The following is an 11,328-nucleotide window of genomic DNA, read 5'->3' as shown; positions in this document are numbered from 1 at the left end:
GTTTATTTTTCGATTGCCAGTAACGCGGCGCGCAGTTCTTCGCGGTCGTCGAAGGGCGATTTCACTCCTTTGACTTCCTGATAAGTTTCGTGGCCTTTGCCGGCCACCAGCACCATATCGCCGGGGCGGGCCAGGGCCACGGCGGCCCGAATGGCCTGGCGGCGGTCGGCAATGAGTTGGGCGTGGGCATCGGCGGGCGGCAGGATGCCGGCCTGCATCTGGGCTAGAATGGCGAGCGGGTCTTCGTCGCGGGGGTTGTCGGAAGTGAGGATAACCTGGTCGGAGAGCTGGGCAGCCAGCCGCGCCATGATGGGGCGCTTGGCCGCGTCGCGGTTGCCGCCGCAGCCCACCACCGTAATAATGCGCTGCTCGGGGCGGCGGATTTGGTGCAGGGTTTGGAGCACGTTTTCGAGCGCGTCGGGCGTATGGGCATAGTCCACGAGGCCGGTGATGGCCTGGCCCGGCACCGTTACCGGCTCGAAGCGGCCGGGCGCGGTGGTGAGGCCTGAGAGGATGGTGAGGGCCTCGGTGGGGTCTTCGCCTAGCAGTACGGCCGCGCCGTACACAGCCAGCAGGTTGTAGGCGTTGAACACGCCGATGAGGCGGAAGTGGACTTCCTGGCCATCGAGTTCCAGCAGCAGGCCATGCATCTCGTTGGCTACCAGGCGGGCGCGGTAGGTGGCGGCCGTGCGCAGCGAGTAAGTGGCGCGGTGGGCAACCGTGTTTTGCAGCATCACCGGGCCGCGCTTGTCGTCGGCGTTGGTGAGAGCGAAGGCGGTTTTGGGCAGCGCGTCGAAAAAGCCTTTTTTGGCCTTCAGGTAGTTGTCGAAGGTGCCGTGGTAGTCGAGGTGGTCGTGGGTGAGGTTGGTGAACACGCCACCCGCAAAGCGCAGGCCCGCAATGCGATGCTGGGCCACGGCGTGGCTGCTCACCTCCATGCAGGCGTGGGTGCAACCCGCAGCTACCATATTAGCCAGCAACTCGTTGAGCCGAACGGCGTCGGGCGTGGTATGCGTGCTCGGAATAACGGTTTCGTCAATTTGATTCTGCACCGTGCTTAGTAGGCCGGCGTGGTAGCCTAGCTCGCGCAACAGCTTGTGCAGCAGCGTGGCGCAGGTAGTTTTGCCATTGGTGCCCGTGATGCCCACCAACGTGAGCTGGCGCGACGGGTGGCCGTAGAACGCGCTGGCAATGGGCCCGAGCGCGGCGGCGCTGTTGGCCACCTGCACGTAGGTGGTGGCGGGGTTCAGCTCGGCGGGCAGCTCTTCGCAGATGATGACGGCCGCGCCCTGCTGCACCGCTTTTTCGATAAACTTGTGGCCGTCGGTGGCGGTGCCGCGCAGGGCGCAGAACAGCATACCCGGCCCGGCCTGCCGCGAGTCGAGGGTGAGGCCGGCCACGGGCGCGTCGGGGTTGCCGTGTTGGGCGAGCACGTCAAGGTCCGTTAGCAGGGCGAAGAGGGGCAGCGTACTCATGCGGATTTCTTGGTTTTGGTAGCCGAAGCTCCCGACTTGGCGGTTGACGGGCCCGATTTGGCAGTCGAAGCTCCCGACTTGCTCGCCTTAGCAGACGAGGTTCTTGCAGAGGGCGCTGAGGAAGGCGCTGAGGTTCGCTGAGTCGTGCGGATATCCGGCTTCTTAGTTGAGGCCGGCTTCTTGGATTTATCTTCTGGCTTGTTAGATGATTTAGAGGCTTTTGAAGTTGCCTTAGCCGAAACATCTTCATCATCGGCGTCCGACTTGGCGGCCGTCGGGGCTGGCTTAGCAGCAGCCGGCTTAGCGGTTTTGGCCGAGGCGGGTTTGGCGGCCGGTTTGGTCGTTTTGGTGCGGATGCCCGGCTCGGCCGGAATCAGCAGCGTGTTCTCGGCAATCTCGGTATGGTCGGGGGCAGGCAGGGCGATGGGCGCGGCGGCTACCGTGGCGGTGGGCGTGAGCATCAGGCCCACTACGAGGCCGCGCCGGGCGGGATCACCGGGCGCTACCGACTGCTCGCGCACGCGGCCGGTGCCGCTGGCCTGCACTTTAAGGCCCCGATTTTCGAGCAGGAACAGCGCGTCACGCAGGGTGAGGCCGCGCACGTCGGGCATGCGGCCGGGGTGGGCCACGCTGGCATCGGGGCGCAGCGACACGGTGCGGGCTACGAAGGCCGTGTCGGTGGCGCGGGTGGCGCGCACCCACTCTTCGCCGCCGGTAGCGCGCGTTTGGCCGGGCAGGCCGATGCGGTCGCACACCAGGGCGATTTCCTGCTGCAAGCCTGCTCGCACCAGCGGCACGGGCGTGCGCCGGGCGGGCACCCGCGCCAGCATGGGGCGCTGGCTGGCCTGGTCGCGGGCCATGCAGCGGTCGGCGATGTCGCGGAACACCGGGGCGGCCACGTCGCCGCCGTAGATGCGGCCCTTGCTGGGCGAGTCAATCACCACAATGCAGCTGTACTTGGGCTTGTCGGCCGGGAAAAAGCCGCAGAAGCTGGTCGAATACGTCTTCGTGTACTGGCCATTCTTGAACTTCCAAGCAGTGCCCGTTTTGCCGGCAATGCTGTAGTCTTTGGGCCGAATGGCCTTGGCGGTGCCTTCCAGCACCACGCCTTCCAGCATGGCGTGCAGCTTGCGTAGCGTGGCATCGGAGCAGATTTTGGGGTTCAGCACCTGCGTGTCGAAATGCTCAATTACCTGGTCGGCCTGCTTGATTTCGCGCACAATCATGGGCGCCACCTTCACGCCGCCGTTGGCCACGGCGTTGTAGAAGGCCAGCGTTTGGAGCGGCGCCAGCTTCAGCTCGTAGCCGATGGCCATGGTTGAGAGTGAGGTGCGGCTCCAGCTGCGGTCACGCGGGTCCTTCACGTAGGGCAGCGCTTCGCCGTTCATCTGAAAACCCAGCGGCTTGTCGAGCCCGAAGCGCTTGAGGTAGTCGGTGTAGTGGCTGGGGTTGCTTGAAAAATGCTCCTGCACCAGCCGCGCCACCCCAATGTTGCTCGACTTCTCAAACACCTGCTGCACCGTGATGCGGCCGTTGGCGTGCGAGTCCGTTTTCACGGCCCCGCCGATGAGCATGCGGCCGGGGCCGGTATCCACGATGTCGTCGAGCTGCAAGCTGGGGTCGGCCTCCATCACGGCCATCAGCGAGGCCAGCTTGAAGGTCGAGCCCGGCTCGGTGCGGCCCTGGTCGGCAAAGGCGTAGTTGTAGTCCTCCTTGTAGGTGCCGTCGGCGGTTTTGCCGAGGTTGGCCACGGCCTTGATTTCGCCGGTTTTAACCTCCATCAAAATCACGCAGCCGTACTTGGCATCGTTGGCTATCAGGGCTTTGTAAAGGGCGTCTTCGGCCCCGTCCTGCAAGTTGATGTCGAGCGTGGTTTTCACATCGAAGCCCGGCTGGGGCTTGATTTCGGTGCCGTCGTACACGGGCTTGAGGCCGCCCGGCACGCGCTCAAACAGCGCCTCGCCGGCCCGGCCCGACAGCTTTTTCTGGAACGTGAATTCCAGGCCCGCGCCGTTGTTGTCCTCGTTCACAAAGCCCACCGTACGCTGGGCTAGCCCGCCGAAGGGCCGGAAACGCTTGTCTACTTTCTCAAAAATAACCCCGCCCTTGCGCTTGGCCCGGAAGATGGGCCAGGTAGCGAACTCCTTCTTTTCCTGGAAGTTAATCTGCCGCGAGTTCAGCCGGATGTAGCGCACCTCGTGGCCGTTGTGGGCCTCTATCAGCTTGCGGCGGTATTCCGCCACGCTGCGGTCCTGGAAGAAATGGGCCAGGTGAATGGCCAGCGAATCCACGTTGGCCTTGAACAGGCCATCCTCGACCACGCCGGGGTCCCAAGCCACCCGGTAGAAGGGCAGCGAGGTGGCCATGATGCTCTTGCCATCATCCGAAAAGATATTGCCCCGCGTGGCCGGCACCGGCTGGTAACTGATGCGGCGCTCCTGCTCCAGGGCGCGCCACTTGGCGCCCTCCTGGTACTGAATGCGCGAGATTTTCCAGGCCACGGCGCACGAAAACAGCGCCACCCCCAGAAACGCGAGCCGCACCCGCGTGACGATGGATTTCTTAACGCTGCCTTTCATGGTTTTGGGAGTCTGATTTCTGGTTGCGGGAGGATGATTTAGCAGAAGCTGCCTTCTTAGGGGCCGCACTTCGGATAGTTGATTGGACCGTTTTAGACTTTTTTGTACCCTTTTCGCTAGTAACGCGGGAAGGCGTCTTTTTATTCTTGCCAGTTATCTCGTTGTTTTCCAGGTCAGTATCCTCCCCAGTTGCGCCGGCTTCCTCGGGCGCTACGCCGGGCGGCGGCGCGCCCAGCTCCGGCGTGTCATCGTCAGTTAGGCCCAGCTCCTGGCGGCGGGCGCGACCCTGAATAGAATCGGCGCGCACGGACGCGATAGAATCGCGGGCGGCGCGGGCGGCCAGCGTATCGGCGGTGAGCACGGGCATGGTTTCCAGCTCGGCCTGGTCAAGGCGGCCGGCCGGAATGGCGATGCGGAAGGGCGGCGACGAGCTTTCTATCAACCCGATAGCCGCCACCTTGCGCGCTACCTCGCTCTGCTTGCTGGCCTCCATGTAGTCCGACGACAGCGTGGTGTAGTCGGCGCGCAAGTCCTCGGTTTCCAGCTTGAGCCGCTGGATGTTACGGTTCATGCGGTTGCCGTAGTGCGTGTTGCCGATGTAGAGCAGCGTGAGCAGCATCACGAACAGCATTTTGGGCAAAAAGCGCACCGGCAGGCCCTCCCGAAACAGCCCGTCGAGGCCGGTGAAGCGGTCGAGCAGCGAAAACAAGCTCCAGCCGGTGGCCGACACGCCCTCGTGGCGCTCCCAGGCGGGCGCGACGTATTCGACGGCCGGGGCCGGGGCGGGCTTGGCCGCCTTTTTGGGTGCGGCGGGCTGGGGCTGGGCGGGCGGCGCAGGCTCGGCCGCCAGCGGCGGCACCACGGCGGCGGGCACCTCCGCGGGCGCAGGCTCGGGCACGCGCGGGGGCCGCAGGGTATTGGCACGGGGCGGGCCAGCCGTATTGGGGCGTATCGTATTACCGGCCATATACTTACGCAGGAATAGAGGTACGAACGCCGATGCGCAGCTTAGCACTGCGGGCGCGGCTGTTTTCGGCTACTTCCTCGGCCGAGGCCTCGGTGGGCTTGCGCGTGAGCGACTCAAAAGGCAGGGCCGTGCGCCCGTACAAGTCCTTCTCGGCCTGGCCGAAAAACTTGCCCTGGCTGAGGAAATTCTTCACCAGCCGGTCTTCTAAGGAGTGGTAGCTCATGACGACCAGCCGGCCGCCGGGGCGTAGCACCTGGGCCGTTTGGGTCAGCATTTCCTGCAGGGCGGTCAGCTCGTCGTTTACTTCAATACGCAGAGCCTGAAATACTTGCGCCAGGTATTTATTCTCCTTGCCGCGGGCTACCACGGGCTGAATGGCCTGCTTGAGCTCCTGAATGGTACGCAACTGACGCTGGCGGCGGGCCTGCACCACGGTGGCGGCCAGCGTGCGGGCGTTGGTGACCTCGCCATACATGCCGAAAATGCGGTGCAGCGCGGCCTCGTCGTAATCGTTGAGCACGTCGGCGGCGGTGGCCACGCTGTTGTCGTGCGGGTCCATGCGCATGTCGAGCGGGCCGTCGAAGCGGGTGCTGAAGCCGCGCTCGGCGGTGTCGAACTGGTGCGACGACACGCCCAAATCGGCCAGCAGGCCATCGACCGGTAGCGCGTCGCGCTGGGCTAGCTCGGCGGTGAGTTGCCGAAAATTGGCCCGAATGAAGGTGAACTGCGGCCGGGCCAGGGCCACCGACTGGCGCTCAGCAGCCTCATCCTGGTCGAAGCTATACAAATGACCCTCAGGCAGTTGTTCCAGGATGCGGGCCGAGTGGCCGCCGCCGCCAAAAGTCACATCGACGTAGCGGCCGCCGGGCACGAGGTCGAGGCCGGCCAGGCATTCGGCCAGCATTACGGGGCGGTGGTAGGCGGTATCGTTGGGGTAGGTGCTCATGCGGCCAGGCCGGGCAGAGCCGGCGTTTCGGGGGTGTCCGACAAGAACTTCTGGGCCAGCTTGGAAAAGGCCTGCTGGTCCTTGATAAGGTAGTCGTCGTAGCGGGTGGGGTCCCACACTTCGCAGCGGTTGCCGAGGCCCACGATGACGGCGTCTTTTTCGAGGCCGGCGTAGCGGCGCATGGAGCCCGGCAGGCCAAAGCGGCCAATGCTATCGAGCTCCACCTCCGTCATGCCCCGCAAAAAATTGCGCTGAAACTGCCGGTACTCCTCGTTGAACTCGTCGAGGGCAGTGACTTTGGCGTGAATCAGGTCCCAGGCCGAGCGCGGGTACAGCACCAGGCAGGGCTCGAAGCCGCGCACCAGCACTAGCTGGTTGGCGAAGGCATCGGGCAGGGCGCTTTTCACCTTGGCCGGCAGCACCAGCCGCCCCTTCGGGTCGAGCTTGCAGTCGTATTCGCCGGACAGGAGCTGTTGCATGGGAGAAAAGGCCAGGCTAGGCAGCAGCCGCGGCTAGGTAACAAAAGTACGGACCCTTTCAAAAAAGCCGCCACTTTCTACCACTTTCTACCACAGGCCCAAAAGGGCTTCAGTAATGCACAGAGCAAGTTTTTATTAATTATGAAACGTTGTTGCGTTGTTAATATAGCCCTGATTTCGGCATTTTGCCAAGTTGCGCCCGCTCGGATTCCTGGCTGATTCACTTTTATTTTAAGCGAAACAATGTTGCATAAATCAGCTGACTAAAGCCTTGACCGGCTACTGCGGCCGGGGCTGGGGCGTGTAGCTAGGGCCCTGGCAGCGGGGGCCTTGCGCGGTCCAGGCCAGGGAGTCGATGCAGAGCTGGCGCTCGGTCATGGCGGCGTTCCAGGCATGGTAAACGAGATACTCGGTGCGGCCGTCGGGGCTGAGGGTATGCGAGTGGTGGCCGGGGCCGCGCACGTGGCCGGGCACCGCGTGCAGCACCCGCGCCCCGGCATCGGAGCCCGAGTCGGCGTAGGGGCCCAGGGGATGGTCGGCCACGCAATAATCGACGCCGTAGCGGTCGGTGAGGAAGTTAGCGCCGCTGAAAAAGCAGTAGTATTTACCCGCGTGGCGGCGCGCGAAGGGGCCTTCCAGGGTGTGCCACTGGGCAAAGGTGCGGTTGCCGTAGAGCGGCATGCGGCGGTTGGCTTCGAAGAGCGTCCAGGCGTGGCGGGCGCGCAGCACGGTGCGGGGCTGGCCGGCCAGCTGGGTCATGCTCAGCAGCTTATCTACCACCAGGCCGGTGCCGGGGTAATAGCCATCGTCGGTGTCGGTGAAGTCGCGGGCGTAAAACAAATACCACTGGCCATCAACATCTTGAAAAGCGTGGGCGTCGATGGTAAACTGGCTGTCGGCCACGGGCAGGGCGGCTACCTCGGTGTAGGGGCCTTCGGGGCGGGCGCTGGTGGCCACGCGCAGCTGGTGGCCCACGGTGGCCCCAATGGCCCCGCCGCCCCGCGAGTAATACATATAGAAGGTGCCCGCGTGCAGCACCACTTCGGGGGCCCAAAAGTCGAATTCCGCGGTGCCGGGCGGCGGCGTGAGGGCCCCGCCCGCCGGTTGCCAGTTCACCAGGTTATCGGAGGTGAGCAGGGTAAACACGCGGCCGTCGAGCGTGCGGCCCCGGCCAGTGGTGCCAAAGGCGTAGTAGCGCCCCGCGTGGCGCAGCACAAAGGGGTCGGGGAAGTCGCGGGCCACGACGGGGTTGGTGTAGGTGCGGGCCGCCGCGGCAGCAGTAGGGACGCGCATGGCAAGCAAAGCCAGGCCTGTGGCCGAGCCCGTGAGAAAGTGACGACGAGTGGGCATGAGTGGGTGGCTAGGCTGGCAAATAAACGCGCTGCCGGGGCCACGTCCGCAAAGGTGGCCTCCGGCAACGGCGCGGCGCGGCCCTCACCTACCGGGCGCAAACGTTTGCAAGCCTCTATTATGTGCCACCTTTGCCGCACCCAAGCACTCGCCCGCTTTATTCCCTCCCCGTTCGTGGCCCACAAACGCGTTTCCCTCAAGGACCTGGCTCGGCAGCTCAACCTCTCGGTTTCGACGGTTTCGCGGGCCCTGAGCGGGCACCGCGCCATCAGCCAGGCCACCCGCCAGCAAGTTGGGCAACTTGCCCAACAGCTTGGCTACCAACCTAATGCCCTGGCGGCGGGCCTGCGCCGGGGCCGCAGCAACCTGCTGGGCGTGGTAGTACCGCATATCGACGGCAATTTCTTTTCGCAGGTGGTGAAGGGCATTGAGGCCGCCGCCAGCCAGGCGGGCTACCACGTGCTCATCTGCCAGTCGAACGAAGACGTGGTGCACGAGCGCGACAACCTCGAAACCCTGATAAACGCGCAAGTGGAGGGCATTATGGTGTCGCTGTCGCGCACTACCCACGATTTTCAGCACTTCGAAAAAGTCCGGGCGCGCGATATTCCGCTGGTTTTTTTCGACCGCATCCTCAACGGCTTCGACGTGAACGCGGTGGTGCTCGACGACCGCGTGGGCGGCTACCAAGCCACCCGGCACCTGCTGGAGCAGGGCTACCGCCGCATTGCGCACCTGGGCGGGCCTCAGCACCTCAACATTTACCGGCTGCGCCGCCTGGGCTACGAAGATGCCCTGCGCGAGCATGGCCTGCCCGTAGAAGCTGCCCTCACCGTGGTGGGCGACATGGAAATGGCGGATGGCCGCGCCGCCATGCATCAGCTGCTGGCGCTGCCCCAGCCGCCCGACGCCATCTTTTCGGCCAGCGACTTTGCGGCGGCCGGAGCCTTGCAGGCGTTGAGCGCGCAGGGCTTGCGCGTGCCGGAAGACGTGGGCCTGGTGGGCTTCAGCAACGAGCTGTTTGCGCGCCTGACCACGCCCCTGCTCACGTCCATCGACCAGCACTGCGAGCTGATGGGGCAATCGGCCACGCGGCTGCTGCTGCAACTGCTGGCCGCGCCGGGGCCACCCGCCGCGCCGCGCCACGTGGTGTTGCAGCCCGAGCTGTGCGTGCGCGCCTCGTCGCTGCGCCTGGGGCCGCCCGCCATCCACGCTGAAAGCGGGCCAGCGTAGCAGCCTGGGGCGAAGGCCAGCCGAAGCTGCACAATCGATTGCGCATTCTCCGCTACATTTAGTCCGGTTGCTAGCCGCCCGCGCTGGGTTGCGCTCGTCCATCTCCTTTCCCACCCATTGCATGAAGAAACTTTCGCTACTGCTGCTGGCCCTGACCCTGCTCGGGGCTCCGGCCACCCAGGCCCAAAAAGTAAAAACCAAAACCAAGGGCGGCGCGCCCGCGCTGGCCACGAGCCCAGACGTCCGCTGGCCCGCCGCCAAGGCCAATGCCTGGTACAGCGCCCACCCCTGGATGACGGGTGCCAACTTCATTCCCAGCACTGCCATCAACCAACTCGAAATGTGGCAGGCCGCCACCTTCGACCCCACCACCATCGACCGGGAGCTGGGCTGGGCCGCGGGCATCGGCTTCAACACCATGCGGGTTTTCCTGCACGATTTGGCCTGGAAGCAGGACCCGGCGGGCTTCAAAAAGCGGGTGAATGACTACTTGGCTTTGGCCGACAAGCACCACATCCAGACCATTTTTGTGCTGTTTGACGACTGCTGGAACAAGACCGGGCAGGTGGGCCCGCAGCCCGCGCCCAAGCCCGGCATTCACAACTCGGGGTGGCTGCAAGACCCCGGCGACCCCGCCTCGCGCGACTCGGCCACGTTTATGCAGCTGCGGCCCTACGTCACCGACGTACTCACCAGCTTTGGGCACGATAAGCGCGTGCTGCTCTGGGACTTGTATAACGAGCCCGGTAACTCGGACAAGGGTGTGGCCTCGCTGCCGCTACTGCGCAACACCTTTGCCTGGGCCCGCGCCGCCGCCCCCGAGCAGCCCCTCAGCTCCGGCCTCTGGAACTGGGGGTTTGCGGCCCTCAACACGTTCCAGGCCCTACACTCCGACGTGATTACCTACCACGACTACGACGAAGCCCCGGCCCACCAGCGCGTTATCGAGCTGCTGGTGACCCACGGCCGGCCCGTGCTGTGCACCGAGTACATGGCCCGCCCCCGCAACTCGCGCTTTATCAACATCTTACCCCTGCTAAAGAAATACCACGTGGCCGCCATCAATTGGGGCCTGGTCGATGGCAAAACCAACACCAAATACGCCTGGGACACCCCCCTGGCCGATAGCTCGGAGCCCAGTGAGTGGTTTCACGAGGTGTTTCGGAAAGACGGCACCCCGTATCATCAGGACGAGGTTGACTTCATTAAAAAACTGAATGCTAACTAACTAACTAACTAATCGGCTTTAGGGCGGAGGTAGTTGCCGGTGCCTGACCGGAAACTGGTAGCCGACCGACCCGTAGCGTTATATACCCGGCCAGGCGCTGAAAAGGAGCTTATGCTGACCTTACTCCTTTGGGAGAAGGCCAGGTAAGCTCTTTTTTATGCCTGGCCGGCGCGCACGGCCCAGGGGCCAGGGCCGGCAGTATCGGTATTTGGGTATGTTACAATACCTTGCTACCCGCTAGCGGCCATTAGCTGGGCGTTACCATTGTATTATACTCCGCAAGTTTTCTATTAATTTTCGAGATAATTTAACCACTCCCCCTTGCCCACTCCCACCCCTTTTTCGGAACCGGACTGCCTGCGCCGCCTGAAACTGGACGACGAACGGGCGTTCGACGCGCTGTTTCGGCACTACAGCGCGCTGGTTTACCGCTTCGCCTTCAGCTACTTGAAGTCGCGGCCGGCCGCCGAGGAGATTGTGCAGGAGTGCTTTATCAAAGTCTGGGAAAAGCGCGAGCAGTTGCGCGACGATGTGCCGCTGAAGGGCTACCTCTTTACTACGGCCCACCACGCGGTGCTCAACGAGCTGCGGCGCGACCAGCACCACCTGCGCCTGCACGGCGAGGTGGCCGCCACCAGCCCCGCCAGCGTGGCCAACGAGGCCGAGTACCAGGAAATGGAGGCCCTTTACCTGGCCGCCCTCAACCGCCTGCCGCCCCGCCAGCGCGAGGCCTTCGAGCTGAGCCGGCAGCAGGGCCTCTCCTACCCCGAAATTGCCGAGCGCCAGGGCGTATCAGTCAAAACGGTGGAGGCGCATATTATGCAGGCGCTCAAAACATTGCGCAAGTACTTCAACCTGCATGGCGGCGGGGTGCTGGGGGTGCTGCTGATGCTGGCGCTGGGTAAGAAGTGAGGGGACGAGTCGCCCTCCGCGTGCGCCGCATCTGCTTGAAGCGCAGAGTCTCCGAAAAGGAGAAGGGGAACTAGTTTTCAGTCTTAGAGGGTGTTAGGAATTGGGGCTAACCCAAAAGAAAACGAGCCAGTAAGCAGCGAGCGGAGTTCCTAGGCTCCG

The 11,328-nt window shown here is 64.0% G+C and carries 9 protein-coding genes; 3 read left to right on the top strand and 6 right to left on the bottom strand.

Annotated elements, in window-relative coordinates; all coding sequences use genetic code 11:
• Window positions 1–2 precede the first annotated feature (2 nt).
• From ACYVGC_RS23165 to ACYVGC_RS23140, 6 genes are all read right to left on the bottom strand, one after another.
• Window positions 3–1,475, bottom strand: a complete 1,473-nt coding sequence (locus tag ACYVGC_RS23165) for a Mur ligase family protein (RefSeq protein ID WP_460586220.1) — start codon at window positions 1,473–1,475, stop codon at window positions 3–5.
• The gene (locus ACYVGC_RS23160; RefSeq protein ID WP_460586219.1) at window positions 1,472–4,054 is read right to left on the bottom strand and encodes a penicillin-binding transpeptidase domain-containing protein; all 2,583 of its coding nucleotides are present in this window, start codon (window positions 4,052–4,054) and stop codon (window positions 1,472–1,474) included. Before ACYVGC_RS23160 ends, ACYVGC_RS23165 begins: the two co-directional genes overlap by 4 nt.
• Entirely contained in the window at window positions 4,038–5,021 is a 984-nt protein-coding gene (locus ACYVGC_RS23155) for an FtsL-like putative cell division protein (RefSeq protein ID WP_460586218.1), read from the bottom strand. The genes ACYVGC_RS23160 and ACYVGC_RS23155 overlap by 17 nt, the downstream gene beginning before the upstream one ends.
• A gap of 4 nt (window positions 5,022–5,025) precedes the next feature.
• Complete coding sequence (rsmH, locus tag ACYVGC_RS23150) at window positions 5,026–5,967, bottom strand: 16S rRNA (cytosine(1402)-N(4))-methyltransferase (RefSeq protein ID WP_460586217.1); 942 nt, start codon at window positions 5,965–5,967, stop codon at window positions 5,026–5,028.
• Window positions 5,964–6,446, bottom strand: coding sequence for a division/cell wall cluster transcriptional repressor MraZ (gene mraZ, locus ACYVGC_RS23145; RefSeq protein ID WP_460586216.1), 483 nt, complete (start codon window positions 6,444–6,446; stop codon window positions 5,964–5,966). Before mraZ ends, rsmH begins: the two co-directional genes overlap by 4 nt.
• 279 nt (window positions 6,447–6,725) lie before the next feature.
• The gene (locus ACYVGC_RS23140) at window positions 6,726–7,796 is read right to left on the bottom strand and encodes a glycoside hydrolase family 43 protein (RefSeq protein WP_460586215.1); all 1,071 of its coding nucleotides are present in this window, start codon (window positions 7,794–7,796) and stop codon (window positions 6,726–6,728) included.
• A gap of 174 nt (window positions 7,797–7,970) precedes the next feature.
• Between ACYVGC_RS23140 and ACYVGC_RS23135 the strand changes: the two genes are divergently transcribed.
• The 3 genes from ACYVGC_RS23135 to ACYVGC_RS23125 all read left to right on the top strand — a co-directional run bounded on the left by ACYVGC_RS23135 (window position 7,971) and on the right by ACYVGC_RS23125 (window position 11,169).
• Window positions 7,971–9,029: a LacI family DNA-binding transcriptional regulator gene (locus ACYVGC_RS23135; RefSeq protein WP_460586214.1), complete on the top strand. Its 1,059-nt coding sequence runs from the start codon at window positions 7,971–7,973 to the stop codon at window positions 9,027–9,029.
• A gap of 121 nt (window positions 9,030–9,150) precedes the next feature.
• The gene (locus tag ACYVGC_RS23130) at window positions 9,151–10,257 is read left to right on the top strand and encodes a glycoside hydrolase 5 family protein (protein WP_460586213.1); all 1,107 of its coding nucleotides are present in this window, start codon (window positions 9,151–9,153) and stop codon (window positions 10,255–10,257) included.
• 321 nt (window positions 10,258–10,578) lie between these two features.
• Window positions 10,579–11,169, top strand: a complete 591-nt coding sequence (locus tag ACYVGC_RS23125) for an RNA polymerase sigma-70 factor (protein WP_460586212.1) — start codon at window positions 10,579–10,581, stop codon at window positions 11,167–11,169.
• Window positions 11,170–11,328: the final 159 nt, after the last annotated feature.

It is taken from the genome of Hymenobacter arcticus (assembly GCF_054779975.1).
This window is presented reverse-complemented; position numbering and strand designations above follow the sequence as displayed.